This is a genomic window from Acetobacter aceti (assembly GCF_002005445.1).
In the GTDB taxonomy this organism is placed as follows: Bacteria; Pseudomonadota; Alphaproteobacteria; order Acetobacterales; family Acetobacteraceae; genus Acetobacter; species Acetobacter aceti_B.
This window is the reverse complement of the sequence record NZ_CP014692.1, coordinates 1158408-1183350: the sequence shown is the minus strand read 5'-3', so window position 1 is coordinate 1183350 and position 24943 is coordinate 1158408. Positions and strand designations below refer to the sequence as shown.

General features: G+C 54.5%; 17 protein-coding genes and 1 pseudogene. 4 read left to right on the top strand and 14 right to left on the bottom strand.

What is annotated here, in order from left to right:
* Positions 1–22: 22 nt before the first annotated feature.
* Positions 23–2830, bottom strand: coding sequence for an Rne/Rng family ribonuclease (locus tag A0U92_RS05390; RefSeq protein WP_077812338.1), 2808 nt, complete (start codon positions 2828–2830; stop codon positions 23–25).
* A 561-nt stretch (positions 2831–3391) separates the two neighbouring features.
* Here A0U92_RS05390 and A0U92_RS05385 point away from each other — a divergent pair.
* A complete protein-coding gene (locus A0U92_RS05385) occupies positions 3392–4372 on the top strand; it encodes an N-acetylmuramoyl-L-alanine amidase family protein (protein ID WP_077814265.1) in 981 nt (326 codons plus the stop codon).
* A gap of 93 nt (positions 4373–4465) precedes the next feature.
* The gene (locus tag A0U92_RS05380; protein WP_077812337.1) at positions 4466–4936 is read left to right on the top strand and encodes a DUF3465 domain-containing protein; all 471 of its coding nucleotides are present in this window, start codon (positions 4466–4468) and stop codon (positions 4934–4936) included.
* A gap of 123 nt (positions 4937–5059) precedes the next feature.
* Here A0U92_RS05380 and A0U92_RS05375 read toward each other — a convergent pair whose 3' ends face one another.
* The 3 genes and pseudogenes from A0U92_RS05375 to A0U92_RS05365 form a co-directional block, all read right to left on the bottom strand.
* Positions 5060–5560: a DUF2721 domain-containing protein gene (locus tag A0U92_RS05375; protein WP_077812336.1), complete on the bottom strand. Its 501-nt coding sequence runs from the start codon at positions 5558–5560 to the stop codon at positions 5060–5062.
* A gap of 147 nt (positions 5561–5707) precedes the next feature.
* Positions 5708–7204 (bottom strand): carbohydrate porin, encoded by a 1497-nt coding sequence (locus A0U92_RS05370; RefSeq protein ID WP_077812335.1) that lies wholly within the window; start codon positions 7202–7204, stop codon positions 5708–5710.
* 1051 nt (positions 7205–8255) lie between these two features.
* Positions 8256–9013 (bottom strand): annotated as a pseudogene (locus A0U92_RS05365) (IS5 family transposase).
* A 641-nt stretch (positions 9014–9654) separates the two neighbouring features.
* Here A0U92_RS05365 and A0U92_RS05355 point away from each other — a divergent pair.
* Complete coding sequence (locus A0U92_RS05355; RefSeq protein ID WP_077812334.1) at positions 9655–10083, top strand: DUF4167 domain-containing protein; 429 nt, start codon at positions 9655–9657, stop codon at positions 10081–10083.
* Positions 10084–10367: 284 nt separating this feature from the next.
* Here the strand turns inward: A0U92_RS05355 and A0U92_RS05350 are convergent, their stop codons facing one another.
* From A0U92_RS05350 to A0U92_RS05320, 7 genes are all read right to left on the bottom strand, one after another.
* Entirely contained in the window at positions 10368–13364 is a 2997-nt protein-coding gene (locus tag A0U92_RS05350; RefSeq protein ID WP_149026381.1) for a ligand-binding sensor domain-containing diguanylate cyclase, read from the bottom strand.
* A 106-nt stretch (positions 13365–13470) separates the two neighbouring features.
* Positions 13471–14529, bottom strand: a complete 1059-nt coding sequence (gene prfA / locus A0U92_RS05345) for a peptide chain release factor 1 (RefSeq protein WP_077812332.1) — start codon at positions 14527–14529, stop codon at positions 13471–13473.
* Positions 14526–15782, bottom strand: coding sequence for a histidine--tRNA ligase (gene hisS, locus A0U92_RS05340; protein WP_077812331.1), 1257 nt, complete (start codon positions 15780–15782; stop codon positions 14526–14528). Before hisS ends, prfA begins: the two co-directional genes overlap by 4 nt.
* Positions 15783–15906: 124 nt before the next feature.
* Complete coding sequence (gene ispG, locus A0U92_RS05335; protein ID WP_077812330.1) at positions 15907–17067, bottom strand: flavodoxin-dependent (E)-4-hydroxy-3-methylbut-2-enyl-diphosphate synthase; 1161 nt, start codon at positions 17065–17067, stop codon at positions 15907–15909.
* A 178-nt stretch (positions 17068–17245) separates the two neighbouring features.
* Positions 17246–18532: a helix-turn-helix domain-containing protein gene (locus A0U92_RS05330; RefSeq protein WP_236748283.1), complete on the bottom strand. Its 1287-nt coding sequence runs from the start codon at positions 18530–18532 to the stop codon at positions 17246–17248.
* Between the two features lie 39 nt (positions 18533–18571).
* A complete protein-coding gene (locus tag A0U92_RS05325) occupies positions 18572–19615 on the bottom strand; it encodes an NAD(P)H-dependent flavin oxidoreductase (protein ID WP_236748342.1) in 1044 nt (347 codons plus the stop codon).
* A gap of 63 nt (positions 19616–19678) precedes the next feature.
* Positions 19679–20932 carry an aspartate kinase gene (locus tag A0U92_RS05320; RefSeq protein WP_077814264.1) on the bottom strand — a complete coding sequence of 418 codons (1254 nt, stop codon included), beginning with the start codon at positions 20930–20932 and terminating at the stop codon, positions 19679–19681.
* 270 nt (positions 20933–21202) lie between these two features.
* On the opposite strand from A0U92_RS05320, the gene ubiG reads away from it, so the two are divergent.
* A complete protein-coding gene (gene ubiG, locus A0U92_RS05315; protein WP_077812327.1) occupies positions 21203–21997 on the top strand; it encodes a bifunctional 2-polyprenyl-6-hydroxyphenol methylase/3-demethylubiquinol 3-O-methyltransferase UbiG in 795 nt (264 codons plus the stop codon).
* 320 nt (positions 21998–22317) lie between these two features.
* Here ubiG and A0U92_RS05310 read toward each other — a convergent pair whose 3' ends face one another.
* The 3 genes from A0U92_RS05310 to rpsR form a co-directional block, all read right to left on the bottom strand.
* Positions 22318–23535: an SAM-dependent methyltransferase gene (locus tag A0U92_RS05310; RefSeq protein WP_077812326.1), complete on the bottom strand. Its 1218-nt coding sequence runs from the start codon at positions 23533–23535 to the stop codon at positions 22318–22320.
* A 545-nt stretch (positions 23536–24080) separates the two neighbouring features.
* Entirely contained in the window at positions 24081–24656 is a 576-nt protein-coding gene (rplI, locus tag A0U92_RS05305; protein WP_077812325.1) for a 50S ribosomal protein L9, read from the bottom strand.
* A gap of 11 nt (positions 24657–24667) precedes the next feature.
* Positions 24668–24943: a 30S ribosomal protein S18 gene (rpsR, locus tag A0U92_RS05300; RefSeq protein WP_077812324.1), complete on the bottom strand. Its 276-nt coding sequence runs from the start codon at positions 24941–24943 to the stop codon at positions 24668–24670.

Below are 24943 nucleotides of genomic sequence, written 5' to 3'. Positions count from 1 at the left end.
ATACAATCTTCAGAAGAAGATTTTAACGACGCCACCATCCTGCGCGTGGCTTGGCCACTGGTGTGTCTTCATCAATGATTTTCGGCTCGACCAAAACCGGCTTCCGATCATTTTTTGGAGTGTCTTCCTCTTTCGGCTCTGCTTCAGGCGCCACTGCTTCAGGCGCTTCCGCAACAGTATCCGCTTCCGGGTTTCTGCGCGTCCGGCGACGGCCGCGAGGAGCAGGTTTTTCCTCTGCGACTGCTTCCGCTTCAGGTACAGGCGCGGATGCGGGTTCTGCTGGAGCCTCCACTTCAACATGACCGTCCCATGCTGTCTCCACCGTGTTGCGGGAAGCACCTGAACCCCGACGTCCACGACTGCGACGACGGGCCGGACGCTCTTCCTGCACAACCTCTGCTACCACAGTCACATCAGGCTCAACCGCCTTCACTGACGTGTCAGCCACGTACTCAGCTTCAACAGAACGCTGCTCATGCCTCTGAGCAGCAGGTCTGGGTGCCGGAGGCGCCTTGGTCTCAACGGATGCTTCGAAATCAGCCTGATCCATGATGTCGAAGATGTCGAAACTTCCGCCAAACGGGTCAGCCGGTGTCGGACCACGCCAGCCTGACGCCGTCGCTGGAGCGGACGTTTTGACAGACTGGTTCCTGTTACTCACGGGACGCTGATCGACCATCGGCTTTGTATCGGCCTGAGAAGACGGCGTCTTGCGGGAATAACGGGTGCGGTTACGGCCCGGAACCAGATTTTCATTCGGTTCCGCAGCAGGCGAAAGCACGTTTTCTGCATAGGGGTCTTCCCCGGCAACGGGACGATCGCCTGTGCTTTCAGAAGAAACGCCTTCTGCATTACGCGTATCAACTGCACCGTCTTCTCTTGGTCCGCGACGGCGACGACGGCGACGACGGCGACGACCCGTGCTGTCGCTTTCGCTCCGCTCTTCTTCCTGCGCCTCAGGATAATCCCGTGCTTCACCCGACGTCGCAGGTGGCTCATCACTGATCGCGATGACCTTCGCCCGTGTCTCTGCGGGCGTGGATTCATCTCTTCGTGGTGATGGAGCACGGCTCGACGACGAACCTTCGTCCTCAACCGACGCTGCAATTTCAGGCGCATCGAAACGGGCCGTCTGCGCACGACGACGCTCGATCCGGATCTGCGGCGCAGGCAGAGACTGATCCGCCGAGAAGATGACCTGCATCTTGTGGCGCGTCTCGATGGCTGTCAGCCAGTCGCGCTTGTTGTTGAGGATATAAAGCGCGATCTCACCGGCGACATGCACGACAATTTCCGCTGCTCGACGCTGACCGCCCTCATCCTCGACGGCACGCAGCACATGGAGAGCCGAGCTCTCGATGCCGCGCACAATACCGGTGCCCTGACAGTGCGGGCATGGCACGAAAGCAGATTCAGCGACGGAAGGGCGCAGACGCTGGCGGGACATTTCCAGCAGCCCGAAATGAGAGATACCTCCCACCTGAATACGGGCGCGGTCATGGCGCAGGGCGTCCTTCAGACGCCGCTCGACCTGAGCATTATGACGCCGGGATTCCATGTCGATAAAATCGATGACGATCAGACCGGCCAGATCCCGCAGGCGGAGCTGACGCGCCACTTCATCAGCGGCCTCAAGGTTGGTCTTGACCGCTGTTTCCTCAATATTGCGCTCGCGTGTGGCGCGTCCCGAGTTCACGTCGATCGCCACCAGCGCTTCTGTCTGGTTGATGACCAGATAACCACCGGAACGGAGCTGCACCGTTGGCGACAGCATCCCGTCAAGCTGGCCTTCGACCTGATAATGACTGAAGAGCGGCTGATTTTCCTTGCGCCACAGTTTCACCCGCTGCGCGCTCTGCGGCATCAGCATCCGCATGAAATCACGGGCTGCACGCCAGCCCGGCTCACCATCGACAAGAATTTCGTCAATATCACGGGTATAGACGTCACGGATCGCCCGTTTGACGAGGCTGGCCTCCTCGTAAATCAGAGCCGGCGCGACCGAATTGAGGGTGTGTTCGCGGATTTCATCCCACAGATGCAGCAGATACTCGCAATCGCGCATCACTTCAGGGCGGGGGCGCTGACCACCGGCCGTACGCACGATCATGGCCATGCCGCGAGGCAGTTGCAGATCCGCGATGATGTCTTTCAGACGCTTGCGATCCGTGACGGAGGTAATCTTGCGGGACACGCCACCACCACGCAGGGCGTTCGGCATCAGCACACAGTAGCGACCGGCCAGCGAGACGTAGGTGGTCAGGGCCGCGCCTTTATTGCCGCGCTCTTCCTTGACGACCTGTACAAGCAGAACCTGACGGCGGCGGATAACTTCCTGAATCTTGTAGCTGCGCAGGAAGCGGGCCATGCGCTTCTGCACCATGGCTTCTTCGCCGGTGTCGGTCTCGCCACCGACAAAGTCAGGAGTCTGCTCGGACGAGGAACCCTCGCCGCTTTCTTCAGAATGGGCTGCTTCTTCAGGTTGCTCTGCATCCTCGGCTTCGGACGCGGCGGCTTCATCCATCAGGTCGTCTTCGGCCGCATCTTCTTCCTGAAGAGCCAAGAGCTTTTCACGGTCTGCAACCGGAATCTGGTAGTAGTCTGGGTGGATTTCGCTGAAAGCGAGGAAACCGTGGCGGTTTCCGCCGTATTCTACGAAGGCCGCCTGAAGGCTGGGCTCGACGCGAATGACCTTGGCAAGATAGATATTGCCTTTGAGCTGCTTGCGATTGGCAGCTTCAACATCGTAATCTTCAAGACGGTTTCCGTCCATCACAACGACGCGGGTTTCTTCCGCGTGCGTTGCGTCTATCAGCATACGCTTGTTCATAAAAAAGGAAACTCCGGTGTCCCGGCGCTCGTCCAGACGGGCGCAGCCAACCAGCTTGGAACAAACCAAAATGGACATGGGCGCCGCGCGGGAGCGCTGCGGGAAAATCGACTATATGATCGGGGATAACGGACGTGAGCGACCTTCGGGAGACAGTGATGCCGGCATGACAGTCCATCACTGACAGCGGAAATGGGGCATGAAGAGGACACTTGCGCTCCCTGCCCTTCCCTTGTTCCGCCAGTGTGTCCAGACCTGCTCTCATCCGCCCTTGTCGATCATTACAAATTAGGCCTGACCCAAAACTCGGCCGCCTTCTGGATGATGAAGAAGCGACTTGCCTTGGTCCGGGCAGAGTGGATAACCGTCACAGACGGGCCACATGCTCGCAAACATGGCCGAAACCAGCAGAGTACGCAAGCCATCGGATACAACTGTATGTAACCGGGAGTGAATGCAGCCGCAACGAACCCCACACTCTCCTGACATAATCATCGTTCATTAATGACTTCCAAACGTCAGCATGGCAAAATCGTAAAAGCCTCTTTCAGGACGCAGTTCATGGCCCAGAATCTGGATAATGGAGATAAATTGCCGAACGACCCTATACTTCCGGGCAACTCCTTCCGACAGGGTTGCGCCGCAAAAGCAGCTGATCCGCTACCTGCCAGTGCGACATCAGGACTGATGGGCGTGTCTCTTCATCGCAGGACGGCCCTTATCGCCAGCCTCGCCCCCCTGCTTTCCGAGGTCGCCTTCGCCCGCACGGGAACGGGCGCACATACTTCCGCGTCTTCACATCTCCACAACACGGTACACGCGCCTGCCATTATCAGAGGGGCCGCACCGCCGCCGCCGCTCGTCATGCTGGACCCTGGCCATGGCGGCAAAGACCCGGGAGCCATCGGCTATTCGGGGACGTATGAGAAGCATGTGTCGGAGGCCGCAGCCGCAGAACTGGAGCGGCAATTACTGGCGACAGGACGCTACCGTGTCGCGTTGACCCGGTCCAGCGACCGCTTCATCCCACTGGAAGGCAGAGTGGAGATGGCGCAGGCACACAAAGCCTCCCTGTTCATTTCCATGCATGCCGATGCGCTGCACGACCCGACCGTACGAGGTGCGAGTGTCTACACGCTTGCCGGAGCCGCATCAGATTCACAGACAGCCATGATTGCCCAGAGCGAGAACAGCGCCGATCTCTTTGGTGGCCCGCATGTCCACGCAACGTCCCCGGAAGTGCAACAGATACTGGCCAGTCTGGTTTCGGAAGAAACACGCCGGGGATCCACTCATATTGCCAATCAGGTTGTCTCGTCCTTCCAGTCGCGTCTTTCGCTGCTGTCGCATCCACACCGTCACGCCGCTTTCGTTGTTCTCAAAGCGGCGGACATTCCCTCAGTACTCGTGGAAATGGGGTTCATGTCCAACCGCAGTGATGAGGCCGCACTCCGACAGGCAGGCCATAGAGCCATGGTGGCTGGCGCCATGCGGGATGCAGTGGATCGCTACTTCGCCACCACTCGTCTCGGCGTGGGTTAAAAAACCTCCATGCCATACATGCCGCCTCATCTGCGCCATCAACGGGCACAACAATGTCCATACGCTTCATCCAATGGTCACAAGAGGACTTTCATGATCGCATTATCCAGACCGTCAGGTTCACTTATCGCTGGACTCTTTTTGGCATTGACACTTGGCGGCACATCATCTTTCGCACGAAGTGTCTCATCCACCTGCGATAACAGCAGCTTCGTTCAGGCTCAGCAGGCTTTCGAGAACGGCGGACAGAAACAGGATGTTCCTGTTCATATCTGTGGACAGGTTGTAGCTGTTTCAGAAAAAGCCAAACATACACGCAGTGGCTGGCATGGCTATTTTTACGTGAATGTCGGACAGGGAATTTCAATCCGCGTTGTCAGCAACCTCGACGAGATCAACGCACCGGAATGGCCGTGGGTGCGGGATGGCGACATGGCGGACATTGTAGGACGCTATTATTATGACTCTCCCCGCCGTCAGGGGATCGACTGGACACATAAAGGCACTGGTGGTTCCTGGGATATTCCGGGTTATGTCATCATCAATGGCAAACGGTTCGACTGAAATCCACAACAGCTTTTTCTTCATGACTGCCAGAAGAAAAAGCTGTTTTCAAAATATGCCTTGTTAAAAGAGCGTATTTTCTCTATATCTTCTTATGATTCATAGATTTCTTTATGTACGGAACTAACTGGTTTTTTCTTCTGTTTTTTTAACATTCTTTGGGAGGGTGCCAACTTTTTTCAAAGTATCCCAGGACAGGAAACAATCTCCCAGAAAGGATGCCAGTGAGGCGATTGTACAAAGCAAAGCCGCCCCAAAAAGACCGACCAGCCACAATGCAATGGAAGCATCCCTTACTGTACCAAGAAAAAGTACAAATGCAGCGCCGCATGTCATGGCTCCGGCAAGACCACCAAACATTATGGCCATATCGAGAACCATAACGCGCCTCTGTAAGCGCATAAAATGCTTCTGAAGTTTATGCCTCGCCTTCTCATCCCCCTCGTCAGCAAGAAGATCAGAGGCTTTTTCAATCTGATCCGCGACACGGCCTGCACGTGTATTCAGGAGATTGAGGAGCGTTCCCACGCCGGACAACATAAAAACCGGCGTAAGAGCCGTCTCGATTAAATGCGCAACATCACCTGCAGAATCAGATGCCAGAGCGGAAAGAGGGAGAGCCATGATTGAACCACGCAGTCACAAAGAAGAGCTTACTCCCTACAGAGAACAACATGAAAATTCAAACAATGCTGGTCGTGGATGTCTGGGAAACAGCCTTTCACAGACACCCTCCCCAGCCTCCTGAACAGGAAGCTGGGGAGTTTCTTATCACAGCGCAGCGAGAATTTTCAGACCACCCAGAATTGCATTGGGAATAACCGAAGTTTCACCAGGCCGCATCATATACTCGAAGACCGGCTGCACCACGAGACCCGGCACGACCGGGATACCGTAATAAGCTTCCAGCGTCGCAGCATGCGTCTGGGGATCATTAACGAACGGCCCCATCGACATCCCCGCCATCTGCCTCAGACGTTGCCCTTCGGTCAGATTGTGGCTGATCTGATAGTACGAATACATCACACCAAAACGATCGAACGGACGATAGGGCAGAATACCGAGGAGAGACGCACCGACATAAAACTGGTCAGACCACACCGAGACGCTTGGCGTATTATGAATATAGCCCGCAAGCAGATATCCACCTGCCATCTGATGGTCTCCGCCCTTACGGTACACCATCTGATCCGCTTCAAAGTAGAATGTATCCCGTGGGCCACCATCATGCCCGGCGTAATCATGCGCATAAGCGGCCGGAATAGTGCCCAGCATATCGCTGTAATGGCTTGTATCGTGACCGAATCCTATCTTGTAATGACCGGGAAGTTTTTTTTCTCCGAAAAACGGCTCCCATGTCAGTTCGACCGGCAGCATGACACCCGTATGCTGCTCACTGCCCCACGCCCAACCAGACGGGTTCGATGTCAAGGGGCCGGCAGCATACACGCCCGTCGTAAGCGTAAGATCACGCACCGGTCTCACGCGTATCGTTCCGCCCCAGGTCGCTTTCGGATACACACTCCAGCCAGCCTGCGATTTCAGGGCAACGGGCGCTGAGCATTGAATCATGAATGTGCACAGCAGAACAGACGTTGCGTAGGTATGTGTCAGCGTCAACCGGCCCACATTGATATTAATCTTGTTATGAAAAAGTGATTTCTCAAGATAGATATCAGCAAGATGTGCTGCCATGTGACCCGAAAGGCTATAAACTTCGGACAGCAGCATCCGGTGATCGCCCACATAATCCGTGGTAACCTGACGACCGGCACGCTCCATCATAACGGCGTGCAGCATCCAGCCGTTCAATCCGATAAGCTTCCCCAGATCAAACCGGGTAGTGAGCGTCAGTTCATGGGCATAATCCATGCCTTTGGAAAGCCCGCCTGCCATATTGGCAAGCCCTTCCGCCTTATAGGCAAACTGAAAGCTGAAGCCACGATCCTGCAACCATTTACGTCCCGGCTGCAACTCAGGAACCAGATTACCGAACGTCTGCGCGGGCACATAATAACCGGCAGAGAGATCACGCTCGCGAATGGCATCTTCCTCGTTGTTCAGTAGCGCGGAAATGCTTTCCGTATCAAACAGGGCATCCAGCCGCTGGGCGGGCGTTATGGGCGTTTTTTTCGGCGCCGCATGGGCGGGCGCGTCATAAGGACCAACTGGTTTGTGAACAATTGCCGCCGATGATGGTCGTTGCACGACAACTTGCGCTTCTGCCACCTTCACTTCTGAAGAAACAGTGAGGCTACACGTAAGCATCCAGAACGGTACACACAAAACCCGGCTATTCCGATACGAAACGACAGGTCCACGGTTACCGGAGAAGGGTATTTTTTTTATTTTTTTCATTACCACTAACTCACCTTGACCGTCCTGCGCGTACTACGATTTATCTTCTTCTCCAATATAAGCGCGCCTGCTGTTTCCTCATTTCCCGCGAATGTTGCACAGCGACAACACAAAGTTTCTCCAAAAAGCATATCAAATAATAATACATATAGAATTATGTATTTTAAATATTAATTAAAATGTGCAATTAAAATATTTTGTATTTTTATTTAATTAAAATTATATACTACATGTTATTAAATTTTATACTTTAATAAAATGGAATATCCTATAGTTACTATTATGATACTTTCCGTCGCAACGCACCAAATCAAATAAGCTATTTTTAATCCATAACTACGATCAGTCTTTCAGACATTTTCGATAAAACAACATTCACAGCAACACATGTTACGTATGATCCATCACGCGGAAAGCTGCCACAGTGGACAGCGCTCTGACTACGCCCCCTCATCTGGACGCATGCCGACCACCTGTCTACGGCCGTCAAGCTACAGGAGAAATTGGGAAGACAATTTGCAATCGGTCAGAATATTGCCAGCGTTGAAAGTATATTCTGTAAAATTTTCAATATAACAAAACTGTCTTTAAAATCGCCCGTTTTGGAACCGGAAGCGGTCTGTTTTCAGGATTTTTGGGTATTGGTGGTGACTTTCTCACTGTGCCAGATCTCATGGCTTTCATGCATATGCCAATCATCAATACTATCAGCATCTCTTCTGGTTGCGGTTTTTAGCATCAGTGCGGCACTGAGTTACATCCTGTCAGGCTATATGGATTGAGAACTGGCCGTTCTCTCCATTTTTCGGCGGGATTATCGGCACTTACCACGATAGTCGATTTGGCCGCGTCATGTGCAGGACACAGGGACGATTAGAGGCCGTTTTTGCGAGTCTTATTTTTGTTGCCGCTGACTACATCATCTGGCGTGGGGTTCATGCGCTCTAGGACGGATCGACATTCAGGTCATCCAGATCATGGCTGAGGCGAGGTGAACGAAGCCGAGGAAATGGATGGTGCGTCGATCATATCTGGTAGCGAAGCGTCGGAAGTGCTTGAGGCGGTTGAAGCGCCGCTCGATACGATTACGTAGCCTGTAGGCGATGGCATCGTGGGAGATGATAATCTTGCGGGTCGGGTTACAAGGAATGACGGCTTCTGCACCCATCTGAGCGATGAGGGTACGTAACGCATTGCTGTCATAGGCTTTGTCGGCAATGACGGCAGCCCCCTCCTGACCCGCGAGCTGGGCCGGCGCCTGGGTGACGTCGCCAACCTGACCAGCCGTGACCACGAAGCACAGCGGGCGGCCCAGCGCATCGGCCAGCATATGAATCTTGGTCGTCAGACCACCTCGAGAACGCCCCAGCGCCTGATCTTTGGCCCCCCTTTTCCGCTCGCGGCCTGCTGATGGGTGCGAACGATGGTTGAATCGAGCATCAGATACTGATTGTTCCGATCGGCCGTCAGCGTCTCGAAAACCTTTTCCCACACCCCGGCATGGCACCATCGGCTGAACCGACGATGTACCGTCTTCCATTTGCCATACCGCTCAGGCAGGTCTTTCCAATGCGCGCCGGAGCGCAGAACCCAAAGACAGCCATTCACGAACATGCGGTTATCCGTCCCGCTACGGCCTGCATCACCGACCTTGCCGGGTAGCAAAGGCGCAATCCTCTGCCATTGCACCTCGGTCAACTCGTAACGCTTGATCCCCATCCCACGCTCCGTGTTCCAACACGGTGCTCTATGAATCACTCATTCCAAAAAAAGGGAATCCTGAATGTCGATCGGTCCTAGAGCTGGTCCAGAGATTGATGGTAGCCGGTTGAGTCGCCATGCCCCCTCAAAGGCATCAATCAGAGTAGCCTCATCCTCACACCAGATTCCCTGCATATCAGGTGCCTGAATCAAAGCACGCCAGCTACCCGATGTACCTACACGTTCAACACGTACTTCCCAGTCTTCTGGGAGCCGAGACAGGACTCTCTCAAGGCGTTGGGCTGTTGTTGCGGGTTTGGAATGATTATGACCCATTTTTTTCATTTCCTATCAGATGGTTATAAATTTCCTGATTTTTGGAGCTAAACGTAACTGACGGTTATAACGATATTATCACAAACAAAGAACTTATGCTCTTGCATCCTTCTCATTCTTATGCTCAAAGTATGTCGAGCATTGGCGGAAGCGGTTGAAACTCGGTTTCGTATCGCTAGTTACCAATAGTCCCTCTAGACCCCTTGGATGTTTCCGGACGATCTCCGGATATGCTTTAGAGCGATGATGAGGGTAGATCAGGGCTCAGCTAGCTGCCCAGAGGACAAATCGATTGAAAATCAAGAAGGCATCGTGGTAACGCCATGAATATAAAACGCATGCGCAACCGTAATCATCGTCCCAGTGGAAGTAGCGGCGGAGGTGGCACACGCCATCAGAATGGCCAGATACCTCTTAATCGTAATCACGTATTCGACAGCAATGGTCCGGAAGTTCGTATTCGCGGCACATCGCAACAGCTTTTTGAGAAATATCTTCAGCTTGGTCGTGATGCGACAAGCAGCGGTGACAGAGTTCTCGCAGAAGCATATTTTCAACACGCAGAGCATTATTTCCGCATCTTGAATGTCATGAATCAGGCCGCACAGCAGGCACAGCAGGAGAGGCAGGAACGCTCCGCGCGGTCCAGAGCACCCTATAAACAGGATTCTGACGCCGCTTCTGATGATGAAGAAAACCGGGATGATAGCCAGCCGGAAGCTTTTGCAGTCACTGAAGGCGCATCCTTCTGACTTTATCAAGAGAACATAATTTATTACACACGATATTCCGTCTGTAATAAATTATGCTTCTAATTGTCTGCTCTACGTCAATCAATGACGCAGAGCAGAAATACTATAACCATCTGAATTTTATACTAAATATGATAAATTGACTTCATTTTACAGATCTTTGATGCACATCAACTTCTAAGAAATAAAAATATCTCCAGACAAATAGAAATTTTATTTAAAACAAAAAAACTCAACACTATAAATAAATCCCTCATCACCTCTCTATAAATAAATTTCATTATTTATTCAGCTAATATAATACAATTTCTTCCACGTTTTTTACCTCTGTAGAGTGCCCGGTCTGCTCGTCCAATCAATTTGGATGCCGTGTCCCCCGGTACAATAATGGCAAGACCCACGCTACACGTCGCAACAACCTCCGATGCACCATAAATCATCGGTTCACGTAAATGCTCATGCAGTCGAGTTACCTGCGACAGCAACGCTTCTGTGGAAGAAATAGAAGTGAACACGACAATGAGCTCTTCCCCCCCGTAACGTCCACAAATAGCAGTCGATCCAGCAGACTGCCTTAAACGTTGCCCATATTGTTCCAAGACATAATCACCACCCTGATGCCCAAGCGTATCATTAATTGTTTTGAAATGATCAATATCAATCAGCGCAACAGCGACGAGATCGTTCGAGGAAATAGCCGCCACAAGTTCATCAAGTTCATCCAGAACACTTCGACGATTGAGCAGACCCGTCAGCCCATCAACGCGCGACTGGTGCAGGAGCTGCGTCTGCATTTCTTCCATCATCCGTGTACGACCTCGCACAGCGGCTTCGAAATTTTTCTGCCTTAAAGCCCTTATTCTTCTGTATGAAACTGCGCTGATCAAACCCAACGACAACAGCAGGAATACAACCCACCAGTCACCTTTGAAACCGGATACTTTAAGACCGGCAGACCGCACGGATAAAACAGCACTACTGGCAGCACGATAATTCAACAGATCCAACGCCTGAACCTGAAAAATTATTTTTTCGTCTTTTATGTTTGCATAATTTACAAAATTTGCCGATGTCTCTGTGGCAGCAGTATCAATACCCATCAACTGATATCGATATTTAATTTCCCTGTTTCCGGTAAATGTTGGCGCAACAAACTGAAGAGAAAGTTTTCTGTCACCATCTGGCCAGAAGCTCTCTTTTCCCAAAAGGTCTACATTATCCAGGCGGGCTGAAAGAAAACCTGTATGCAAATCGGGCAATACCGGAAGCGAACCAGGCTCTCTGAGATGACTTAATCCACTTTCCGTGCCAAACCAGAGTGATCCGTCGTCATCTTCATTGATCGCGCCCTGAAGGATGTGACTGGAAACCAATCCATTCGTCAAATCAAAATGCGACCATCCGTTCGGGGTCGAAACATCCAGTCCGTGAGATCCGCCGAGCCATACCCATCCCCGGCTATCTCGAAAGATTGTTGTAAATCCACCGCTTTTCGGACCACCCTCCAGCATGGATACGACTGGTGAACCGTCTTCCGGAAGAAGGATTTTCCGAATATTTCCTTTAGTCCCTAAAACCCAGATATCGTTGGACATTGTCACCGCCATGGCGTTGCCCTCTCCGATATCAAAACTATCCAGATCGACCTTCGGATCGAAAACATTCTCTGCCGCAGTTTCCTGAAACAGAACGCTATCAGTCAAAACAAGAAGTCGTCCAAATTGATCAAAACACAAGGCGTTAATACGATGATTTTGTAATGCGAATACTGTCGGCAAATGCGAAGCATAACGCAATGGATCATCTATTCGTATCAGACCGGCAACCGTTCCAACCCATATTCGTCCACCGCTATCAAGCTGCAGCGCACCAGTTACCTGCTCAGGGGAAGGAAGCTTTCTGACCTGACCACTCACGGGGTCAATCCGGATCAATCCTTTTCCTTTTTCCGCAGTCCACAGCGCCCCATCTCCCGTACGGATCAAAGAGCTGATATTCTCAAGTTCCAGATGCTTCAGAAGGTGCGCAGCATCACGACCAGATGACGACGCAGCATATTCGAACAGGCCATTTTCTGCTGCAATCCATAAATTACCAGCAACATCATGCCTTACATCGGAGACATGCATCGGTGATATATCGTTTCCTGGGAGAAAGCTTTTCCAGAAAGGGAAACCCGCGATACGGACAGGACCACGCCCTGGACTATCCAGCCAGACGCCATATTCCCTATCGATAAACGCACTGGAAATCATCTGCGGGGAATAGCCAGACGGCCAATCCATCTCATCCCAGTGTCCTGCTGAGGATCGGCCAACAAGCGAATTATGGCCCGGGGTCATCAAAGATCCATCAGCCATCCGAAGCATAAAAATTTCAGATGGGTTTTTTCTGAAATAGTCTGGAATTTCATATGGAATCTCTTCCACATGAACTCCGCCATTAGCAGCAATGATGACCAGCTTTCTGTCGCTTCGGGCAATCAGAGCGCCATCCTGACAGATGACCAGAGCGTGCCAGACCTCTCTCGGCACCCCCTGCCGCTCGTCAAATTTATCCACCCCCCCATCGCGATAGCGGCAAAGCGCTGTGCCGCATCCTATCCAGACCGTTTTTTCCTGAGAAACCATTACGGACAAGACTTCTGCATTCAGAGGGTTTCTTGAAGATATCTGGCTGTCAGTATGGTCTTTCACCAGAGGCGTAAATGCAGGCTTTGCCTCCTGGTGACGAAACAGCCTCCAGATCCCTCCATTTCGAGCGGGTCCTTCACCAGACAGCACTATGAAATCCATTCCATAGGCGGCAAGAGATATCCTGCCATCATACTGGAACGGCATTTTTTCAAAACCGCTTCTGGTTTTCAGCCACAATTCCTTATCAGCAGCGATGAGAATACTGCCGTCAGTTCCGGCCGCAATCGCAGCCGTATGCCTGAAAGGCAAGCCATCGGGTTTGTCGACGCGTGTAAACTCTCCGCCGGAACTGACATACAGTCCCGTTTTATTCCCGATATACAAAAACCCTTCAGAGTTTTGGGCGAAAATGTTCAGAGAAGCATCGGAAAGACCATTCTGGCCATTGAAGAACCGGACTGTCTGCGCCTGAGCAGAGGCCGGATAGAGCCCGGAAAAACCGATCACCGCAGCAACCAGCACGCCATAAAGTTTGGCAGGCAGCCCTCTGCTCTTCCGGAAAACCGGCTTTGGTGTAAAAGAAAACAGAAAATAACCGGATTTCTTCTGAAATTGCATTACTGACATGCAAGTAAAATATCGCAACGAAATCAACCTGCTTTATGAACCCTGATGCAGGAGATTAAGACCTGAGTGGTTAGTATTGAGTTAAATCAGACTTTTGTTGCAAAACAATAAAGATTTCTTAAGGTTATAATCCAGCCGCTGCGAGTTGCGCTGCCTGATCTTCCTGAAGCAGCGTATCAACAATCTCATCCAACTCCCCCAGCATCACACGGTCAATCTTGTGAAGGGTCAGCCCGATACGATGATCGGTCACCCGGCCCTGAGGAAAATTGTAAGTCCGGATACGTTCGGAGCGATCTCCCGTTCCCACCTGTGACTTCCGATCGGCCGCGCGGGACTCATGAAGGCTCGCTCGCTGCTGTTCATAAAGCCGGGCCCGGAGAATCTTCATCGCCTTCGCACGGTTCTTGTGCTGGCTTTTCTCCTCCTGCATCGCCACGACAACGCCGGTTGGAAGATGCGTGATCCGCACAGCACTTTCGGTCTTGTTGACGTGCTGCCCACCAGCGCCAGAGGCGCGGTAAACATCGATACGCAGATCTTTTTCATCAATCTGCACATCGACCTCCTCCGCTTCCGGCAGCACAGCGACGGTGATGGTGGAGGTATGAATACGCCCCTGACTCTCCGTCGCCGGCACACGCTGAACACGATGAACGCCGGATTCATATTTCAGACGAGCAAAAACACCTTTGCCACTGATCGTCGCAATGCCTTCGCGCAGGCCACCAAGCTCGCTTTCGTCATATTCCATGACTTCGAACTTCCAGCCACGAAGGTCAGCATACCGTCGATACGCCCCGAACAGCTCCGAAGCGAACAGCGCCGCTTCATCCCCTCCGGCAGCAGGCCGTATTTCAAGGATGGCGCTTCGCTCATCCGCTGCGTCCTTGGGCAGCATCGCCAGACGGACATCCTGCTGAAGCGCTCCGATGCGATCCTTCACTTCATGAAGTTCGCTTTCGGCCAGTGCCTTCATTTCCGGATCATCGAGAAGCAGCTTCAGATCCTGCTCCTCGGCCTGCACAGCCCGCAGAGCATTCACCCTCGCAACCAGAGGCTCGATTTCCCCATACTCACGGGAAGCCCGCGTAAAGTCCTCGCCCGTTACGCCGCTTGCAAGAAGGGCCTCGAGTTCCTCACTCCGGGCAACAATACGATCAAGCCGGTCGTCAAGATTCACGCGCTGACTTCTCCTGACTGCCTGACGGCCTGAACCAGCGCAGTCGCCGCCACTTCATCCTGCAGGCCGGTGGCGAGATTACGCAACTGAACCGTTCCACTGGCCACTTCAGTTTCTCCAATGATCACGACATGGGACGCATTGGTCTTGTTGGCGCGTTCCATGCGCTTTTTCAGATTGCCACGGTAGGCCATCTCAGTCCGGACACCACCAGCACGTAGCGCCGAAAGAGCACGAACGGCCGCTTCCTGCGCCACCTCTCCTACCGGGATTACCGCGACAGGCTGCCGCACGGGAGGAGTGGTTTCCAGCAACATGGCCAGACGCTCAATGCCACCAGCCCAGCCTATGGCAGGTGTCTGAGGTCCGCCCATTTCCGCCACGAGACCGTCATACCGCCCGCCAGCAAGAACGGTCCCCTGTGTGCCAAGATTGGTTGTGACAAACTCGAAGGCCGTATGACTGTAATAATCCAGTCCCCGCACAATTCGGGGGTTTTCCGTATAGGCGACGCCAAACATCTGGAGTCCGTCACGCAGGTCATCCCAGAATCGACGCGACGCATCATTCAGGCTGGCAGCCAGCATCGGCGCATCCGCCAGAAGCTCGCGGTCTTCCGGCGCCTTGCTGTCGAGAATGCGCAGCGGATTGCGCTCCAGACGGTTACGGCTGTCTTCGGAAAGACGATCACGGAAGTCCGAAAAATAAGCCACCAGAGCTTCACGCCAGACAGAGCGGCTTTCCGCGTCACCGAGCGTATTCAGCTCAAGAACGACATTATCCATAATGCCGAGAGCCGCCAGAACGTCGCGTCCCATGGCGATGGCTTCGGCGTCCGCGATCGGTTCACCGGGACCGATCAGTTCCGCGCCAATCTGATGAAACTGGCGGTAGCGCCCCTTCTGCGGCCGCTCGTAACGGAACATCGGCCCCGTATAGAACACCTTCTGCGGCAGCGACTGTGTCAGGCCATTGGTGACAAGCGCCCGGCAGATGGCGGCCGTTCCCTCAGGGCGGAGCGTCAGGGAATCCCCGCCTCGATCCTCGAAGGTGTACATTTCCTTGGAAACGACATCCGACGTGTCGCCCAGAGAGCGGGAGAAAACGCCTGTCTCCTCAAAAACAGGCGTCGTCCATTCCTCAAAGCCATACAGGGCCGTCACCCGTCTGGCCGTCTCAACGACATGGGCGTGACGACGCTGGTCCTCTCCAATCAGATCATGGGTACCGCGAACGGGTCTGATGGCGCTCATAAGGACAGGACTCCGACAGATTGGCTCAGGACGCCATCGGGCCATCAGACGAGAATGCCTGATGGCCGCGACTGGGTCTCTCATAGACTGTCCCGAAGGCAGGAGCCTCCGAGACCTGATTAATTTATTTCGCGCTGGCGAGGTCAGGCAGCGGCAGGGTAATGCCTTCCGCTTTTTCCCTGGCTTCCTCCGCCTCGATCTTCGACACGCGGTCCTCAACAAGACCGACAATATGCTCGATCATCGAGTCACCCGGCACCGTATGATCCTGCTTGCCTGCCGAATAGACCATGTGACGGCCCGAGCCGCCGCCTGTCACGCCGAGATCGGTCATCAGCGCCTCACCCGGACCGTTCACCACGCAACCGATGATGGAGAGGGTCAGCGGCGTCTTGATGTGCGCAAGGCGATCTTCCAGCGTCTGCACCGTCTGGATGACGTTGAAACCCTGACGGGCGCAGGACGGGCAGGAAATGATCTTCACACCACGATGACGCAGGCCGAGGGACTTCAGGATATCCCAGCCAACCAGCACTTCTTCTTCCGGCTCAGCCGAGAGGGAAACGCGCATCGTATCGCCCACACCGGCCCACAGCAGGTTTCCAAGACCGATGGAGGACTTCACCGTTCCGGCGCGGCGGCTGCCGGCTTCGGTGATACCGATATGCAGCGGGTGGTCGCACGCATCGGCAAGCTGCTGATAGGCCGCTACCGCGAGAAAGACGTCCGACGCCTTCACGCTGATCTTGAACTCGTGGAAGTCATGATCCTCAAGGATCTTGGCGTGTTCCAGAGCGCTTTCGACCAGCGCATCAGGATTAGGCTCACCATATTTTTCGAGCAGATGCTTCTCAAGCGAACCGGCGTTCACGCCGATGCGGATGGAACAGTTATAATCCTTCGCGGCGTTCACAACCTCACGGACACGCTCGGCGCTGCCGATGTTGCCAGGGTTGATACGCAGGCAGGCCGCACCCGCTTTCGCAGCTTCAATGGCGCGTTTGTAGTGGAAGTGGATATCCGCAACGATGGGAACATTCACTTCACGCACGATCTCATGAAGAGCCGCCGTGCTTTCCTCATCAGGGCAGGACACACGCACGATGTCCACTCCGGCCAGTTCGGCGCGACGGATCTGTTCGATCGTCGCCTGCGCATCGCTGGTCAGGGTATTGGTCATCGTCTGGACCGAAATCGGCGCGTCCCCACCGACCGCGACCTTGCCGACGTGAATCTGACGCGACTTGCGGCGCTCAATATACTGATAAGGCCTGTAGCCACTCATCGTTCAATCCTCCTGTCGGGACGAAGGTCGAGGCTGAAAGAGCATGCCTCGGGGAATGTCCGTTCGGTTTCGGGTATTCCTGCCAAATTTGTCATCCGAAAGCCAGAGCGCAAGCCCGGACCGGAATGCAGAACGCATTCCATTACAACAACAGGCAGGTTGTTTCCTGTGAGGCGCATCAACGTGGATCGCCCATAGTCTTCAACTGGCGCGCATTCAGATCATCCGCGGAAAGCTCTTTGTCTTCCGGGGGCACTGGTTTGGGGCGTGTGACCCGTGGCTTTACCACAGGTGGCGGCGGAAGGGGAAACGGTGTTTTCTCTTCCCCAAAGCCATCATCACCTGACGCCACCGGAGCAGCAGTCGCACCATCGGCTGCTTTCGGAGCGAGTCCCGCCACGCTGCCGTCACGGATTGCCTCTTCGCTCACAGGAATGTTGCGCCTGACAGCCCCATCCCGCCCCAGCGGCTGGGTCATCACATCATCAACAGCCAGAACCACACCACCCGCATTTCCCACGGTCAGAGTGAACGGAGCCCCCTCCTTCGGAAACTCCCACGCCTCCTCCGGCTCCATGATATGGTCATATACGACCTTGCCGTCAGCAGCCTTGACCTGAATCCAGCTTTTGGCTGTAGCCTTGATTTGCGCCGCTTTCGGTATGGCGGCAATCTCAGGGGCAGCGAGTTCCTTGACAGCGGGCGGAGCACCCGGCACTGCCGATTCCGGCGACACTGAGCCCGCTGATCCGGGCGCGGCTCCGGCGGATTGCTCCGGCAGCATACTGACCGCTTTTGCAAATTCATCCGCACCGACATGGCCGGCTGCTGAATCACCCTGCGTCGTCGGAAGTGCGGGAGATTTGTTGCCACTCAATATCGAAGGCGCCGCATCAGGCATCACCGTCGCAATCTGCGGAGAGGGTGATGCCGAGCTGTTCACACCCGGCATCACACTGGCGACTGATGGTACTGTTTCCAGATGCACCGGTTCATGACCACCCATTTCATACCAGCCTGCGTAGGCCAGCACGATGACGAACAGACCAGCCAGCACGAAAGCGCTCGCGGGGACTGTCCGTTCGGGCTCGGGAGTCAGAAATGTCAGCTCGGGCTTTTTCGCGACATTGCGGTCTTCCCGCTTGAAGCGGGTGACCATCGCTTCGGCGGGAAAACCCAGCGCAGCGGCGTAAGTGCGAAGAAAGCCCAGCGCATAGGCGCCGGCGGGAATACTGTCCGCCCGATCATGTTCCAGGGATTCAAGATAAGAGTGCTTGATGCAGAGCCATGCCGCGACATCGGGCAAGGACCAGCCAAGGGTCTCACGCCTTATTTTGAGCGCATGTCCTACGCCAAGAGAGTGAAAGTCAGGTAATGGGCTGGACCACGCACGGGAGGCCTCCGCAGTCTGATCAGTGTTCTGATCAGGAACCTGCGCAGTGTCCTGTGGTTCGTCCTTTCCCATTGTGTTTTCCTCGATTCGCTTCGAGGTCTCCACGCCCATTCACTCTCCCCGACGAGCGCCCCGTTTTACCAGAGCGCCAACCGCCTGCCCGACGAGTTCTTCAATAATGTCCTTCACCGGCTGGATACTCTTTACCATGCCAACCGACTGTCCGGCCATGACCGATCCGTTCTCGACATCACCGTCAATCACGGCGCGGCGCAATGCGCCAGCCCAGAAATGCTCAATCTCAAGCTGAGCCTCTTCCTTGGTCAATTCTTCAGACTGAAACCGTCGAAGCGTTTCAGCCTGATGCACAAGAAAGCTCCTGCTGCCCTCGTTCACCAGTCCACGGACCGGAATGACAGGAAACCGCGGATCAAGCTGTACGGAAGTCATCGCATCCCGGGCAGCAGCCCGGACAAATGCTTCCTTGAAACGCGGATGGGCAATGCTCTCTGCCGCCGCCGCAAAACGCGTCCCCAACTGTGCGCCGGACGCACCCTGCTCAAGAAAGCCGACGATCGCATCGCCACGGGCAATACCACCTGCCACGAACACAGGCACGTCCGTGACATGCGGCAGAATCTCCTGAGCCAGAACGGTCAGGGAGACCGGCCCGACATGCCCCCCCGCTTCTGCCCCTTCAATCACCAGCGCATCGACGCCCATGCGGATCAGACGTTTGGCCAGCACAAGCGCCGGAGAAAATGCGACGACTCTCGCTCCACCGTCCTTTGCGGCACGAATCGCGGCTGAGGGAGGAATGCCGCCAGCCAGAACAATGTGGCCTACGCCCGCCCTGAGACAGACCTGAACCAGATCATCAAGCTGGGGATGCATGGTGATGAGATTCACGCCGAACGGCTTGCTGGTCAGACTTTGCGTGCCCGCAATTTCCTTCTCCAGCAACTCCGGTGTCATGGCGCCACAGGCGATCACGCCAAAACCGCCCGCGTTGGAGATGGCCGCGACAAGATTGCGCTCACTCACCCAGGACATGGCGCCAGCGAGAATGGCGTATTCAGTGCCCAGAAACTCGGTACCGCGTGACCAGAGCTGGTCAAGTTCCTTACGGGCGGTCTGAACAGCAACTGCCGTCATGTCAGAGGATAAGTCGGGCGTCACAGCGGCAGGCTCCATCATCGCGTCAAAAGTAGAAGCAGCTTACGCTGCGTCGAGCCCGTAGGCTGTATGCAGCGCGCGGATGGCCAGTTCCGCATAGTCTGCCGGAATCAGCACGGACACCTTGATCTCACTGGTGGAAATAACCTGAATGTTGATTCCACGCTCAGACAGGGTGCGGAACATCGTGCTGGCGACGCCGGCGTGCGAGCGCATACCCACACCCACCACACTGATTTTGACTACGGCGTCGTCAGTGATGACCTCACCATACTGAATACCCGGACGCGCCGTCTCGATCACCGCCATGGCGCGGGCAAGATCAGTCTTGCTGGTCGTGAAGGTCATGTTGGTCATGCCGTCTTCGCCCGTGCTCTGGACGATCATGTCGACATTGATGTTGTTCTCGGACAGCGGGCCGAAGATGGCGGCCGCGATACCGGGACGGTCCGGAATGCGGCGCATCGAGATCTTGGCTTCGTCGCGAGAGTAAGCGATGCCGGTAACGAGTTCCTGTTCCACGATTTCGTCCTCATCAACCACAAGCGACCCGGGCAGGTGGCCATTTTCTGCGGGAGCTTCGTCAGCGAAGCTGGAAAGCACCTGCACACGCACGCGCTCTTTCATGGCGAGTTCGACACTGCGGGTCTGCAGCACCTTCGCGCCGACGGATGCCAGTTCCAGCATCTCTTCATAGGTGATCTTGGCGAGCTTGCGGGCTTTCGGCACAATCCGCGGATCGGTCGTATAAACGCCGTCCACATCCGTATAGATGTCGCAGCGATCAGCCTTGATGGCGGCCGCAATGGCCACAGCGGACGTATCGGAACCGCCACGTCCCAGTGTCGTCACGCGCCCTTCCGGCGATACACCCTGGAATCCGGCAATGACCGGCACCTGCCCCTCCTTCATGCAGGCGGACAGCGCCTCGCCGTCGATGGAGTCGATCCGGGCCTTGCCATGAGCGCTGTCTGTGCGGATCGGCACCTGCCATCCCTGCCAGGACCGGGCGTTCACTCCCAGCGCCTGCAGGGCGAGCGCCAGCAGACCACTGGTGACTTCCTCGCCAGTAGCGACCACTGCGTCATATTCGCGCGGGTCATAAAGTGGCGACAGGCTTTCACAGAAACCGACCAGCCTGTTGGTCTCTCCGGACATGGCGGAGACGACGACAGCCACTTCGCAACCGGCATTGATCTGCGCCTGAACCCGCCTGGCGACCGCACGGATCCGATCGAGGTCGCCCACTGACGTGCCGCCGAACTTCATGACAATCCGTGGTGGAGTGCGCTCCATGGTCTGACCTGTCTCCATCCCCCGTCTGTACGGAGGTCTGCTCTTTTCACACAGGCGTTCAGATGCCAGAAACGCCACCTGAACCCTGCGTGTCTTGTGTTATCTCTTACGTCCGGCCGATGGTTTGTCTGTGTACAAATAGGAATGGCTGATAAATATCAGCCGATCATCCACTGCATGACGAGCCATTGCCAAGGCGTGCAAGCCGCGTCACATAACCTCGCCCTTGGCTTACGTCCAGCCGGGAACGCAGCTGAAAGGTGTCGTTTCATGCATTCTGCTCATGACAGTGACTGGCAGACAACAGAGCCGGAAACAGCAACCGGACAGGCCAATGCGTCGGCTGCCTCTGTTTCGCCTGAAGAAATCGCCCGCTTCGGCGCGATTGCCCGTGAATGGTGGGATCCGACCGGACCAATGCGTCCATTGCATGCCATGAACCCTCTCCGCATAGGCTGGATCGACCGTCATCTGCCGCTGAGAAGCAGAAAACAGTCACCGCTGACCGTGCTCGACCTCGGGTGCGGCGCAGGACTGGCCAGCGAGGCTCTGGCGAAGGCGGGGCACGACGTGCTGGGAATGGATGCGTCCGCCGAAGGCATTGCCGCCGCCCGCAAGCATCTTGAGGAAAACCCGCTACCCGCAGGGGCCGGCTCCCTCGCCTACCGCATCGGCAGCGCTGAAGCGCTTGTAACCGAAGGCGTGACGTTCGACGCCGTTGTGGCCCTTGAAATCATCGAGCATGTCACGGACCCCACTGCTTTCATGTCGATGCTCGCCAGTCTGGTGAAACCGGGCGGCTGGGTTTTCGTCTCCACGATGAACCGCACCACGCGCGCCTTCGCCTTCGCGAAAGTCGGGGCTGAATATATCATGCGACTTCTTCCTGTCGGCACGCATGACTGGCGCAAGTTCGTGACACCTTCCGAACTGGGACAGTACGGACGACAGGCCGGTCTGAGGCTGGAGGATATTGCCGGCATGACTCCTTCGCTATTGGGCAACGGCTGGCGGGAAAGTCGTGATCTGGGTGTGAATTATATTGGAGCGTTTACACGAGGCTGAATGGGTCGCCGCGGCATGCTGAGAAGACCATCAGATCAAAAACTGGTTTTCTGGAGGCATGGAGGAGCACGGGAAAAAGAAAAGAAACCGTTTCATTGAAAAACCATTATACAGACACGGACAATCCCATGAGAGCACCACGCACACGCATTGGAAACAGCTCTGACATCAGCAGCCAGTAAAGAGGTGACACCGTCACCTGGAGGGTTCTAAAAACCCTCCACCTCGCAATGAGGAGAAAGCGATACTGGAATTTTTCACTCCATTCATAGTTTTAGTTTTTCAATACCGCTGAAAAGCGAGCATAAATCTCGCTTTAGCTACTTCAGTGATCTTTCCGCTTCAAACATGTAATCTCGCGTCAGTGGAACTGCATTGATGTCGCGAGTGAGCTGAATCTGAAAATTCATGTGTCCCTGCACTTCAAAGGAAAGTTCCGCGCCGGCAAGGTAGAATTCGAACATACGGCAGAAACGCTCATCATACAGAGCTTTGGCTTTTTCACGCTGCTCCGCAAAACGCTCCCGCCATATGGATATCGTTTTCGCATAGTGGAGTCTGAGGATTTCACAATCCGTTACCCACAATCCCGTCTTTTCAATAGCAGCGAATGTTTCGCTCAGGCTGGGTGAATAACCTCCGGGGAAGATATATTTATCAATCCAGGGGTTGGTCGTTCCGGGTTCATCGCTGCGGCCAATGGAATGCAGCAGGGCGACACCGTCGTCTTTCAGACACTCACGCACTTTCCTGAAAAAAGCCTCATAGTGCCCAATGCCCACATGCTCAAACATACCGACAGAGACAATGCGATCATACCGTGTCTGAACATGCCTGTAATCAAGCAGTTCGAACCGCACCTGACTGGAAAGCCCGGATTCCTGCGCTCGCGCTCGGGCGATCTTCAACTGCTCGATCGAAAGCGTGACGCCCGTTACCTGCGCGCCGTAATCACGCGCCAGCGTCAGAGCCATTCCGCCCCAACCACACCCGATATCGAGCACTTCCAGCCCCGGTCGATCGAGCAAAAGCTTTGAGGCTATATGGCGCTTCTTGGCTTCCTGCGCCTCATCCAGCGTTTCTTTTCCTGTTCTGAAATAAGCACAGGAATACTGACGATCCTTGTCCAGAAACAGGTCATACAGGCGTGTATCGAGATCATAATGATGCGCGACGTTTTTGCGTGACCGACTTTCAGGATTAAACTGAATCCAGCTCCGTCTGGCATAACGTGTTGCCGCAGAAACAGCCTCCCCGATATGACCGCCCGGCTTCATGGCGTTGATCATCATGACATTCAGAAGATCATAAAGTGTGCAGCCGTCAGGCTGTATTCCGCCATCCATATAGGCTTCACCAAACCCCAGACCAGGATTGATCAACAGACGTTTTTCAGCATCCGAGTTTGTGAAACGAAATGCAGCGTGAGGGCCCGCCTGTGCGCCCTTGAAGAGAGTGGAAGAGCCATCAGCAAAGACAACACCCAGAGAGCCCACTGAAATAAAACGCCGGAGAAGGGGAATAAGTAGGATTTTCATGCATCGTCTCTCCCAAAACAAAATGTCCGGTCGTCAATCCCATACATCACATCCCGAACAGGTCGGCTCTTCCTATACCTTATCCTGTATATCTTATCTCGTTCCGACATGACGTATCTGATCTGTTTTTCTTCACGACAGAATGGATATGGCCCTGGAAACGGGCCGCATACTTCCATAGAAGAGCCATGTTAACGTCAGCGCGCTTTTCAGAAACTCATCACAACATCAAAGTATTTTCAGATCAATCCACTGATAAAAAAATGATTTTAATTTCATTCTTTTTCAAAACAACGACATTCCCGAAATTTCCTGATGATTTAATGGAAATTCCATCAGCAGATTTATGGATCAACCTTTCAGCCACTCCCTAAAGAAGATCCCGGACATGCCATTCCTGTCTTGCAGTCTGATTGAAGCAACCGAAAACAGACATTATGCAAGTATCAATCGTCCGAATTTCATCAGACGTCCGGTCAAAAGAAAAGGCCGGGATGGCAAACCATCCCGGCCTTCTTCCAGAGTCCGAATAAGACCAAAGGGCCTTATGCAGAAGCTTCTTCTTCAGCCGGAGCTTCGGAAGCAGTCTCTTCCTCGGCGAGTTCGAGAACGGGTGTCTCTTCCTCGGCGCCAATCACTTCACCGCGAGCCTGACGCTCAGCCTCTTCAACCGTACGAGCCACGTTGATGCGTACAGCGATGGAAACTTCCGGGTGCAGTGCGACGCGAACGTCATACAGCCCCAGTGACTTGATCGGGTGCGAGAGGAACACCTGATTACGGGAGATCGTCAGACCAGCCTCGGTCGTCGCCTGAGCGATGTCACGGGTGGAGACTGAACCGTAAAGGTTGCCACCGTCACCAGCCTGACGGATCAGGACAACGGTGAGGCCTTCCATACGCTCGGAAAGGCGCTCGGCCTCTTCGCGACGCTTGATATTCTGGGCCTCAAGCTGGATACGCTCACGCTCGAAGCGCTCGCGGTTCGCAGCATTGGCACGGATCGCCTTGCCCTGCGGCAGGAGGAAGTTACGGGCGTAACCCGGCTTCACCTTTACAAGGTCACCCATCTGGCCGAGATGCTCGACGCGCTGGAGCAGGATAACTTCAGTTGCAGCCATGATCTTCTCCCTCAGCCCACAACGTAGGGCAGCAGGGCAAGGAAGCGGGCGCGCTTGATGGCCTGAGCCAGTTCACGCTGCTTCTTCGCGGACACGGCCGTGATACGGCTAGGGACGATCTTGCCACGCTCCGAGAGGAAGCGGCTCAGCAGACGGACGTCCTTGTAGTCGATCTTCGGCGCGTTCGCCCCGGAGAACGGGCAAGCCTTGCGACGACGGTAGAACGGACGACGCGCACCAACAGCTACGCGACGGGCGCCCGGATTGATTTCGTTGCTTTCGGACAT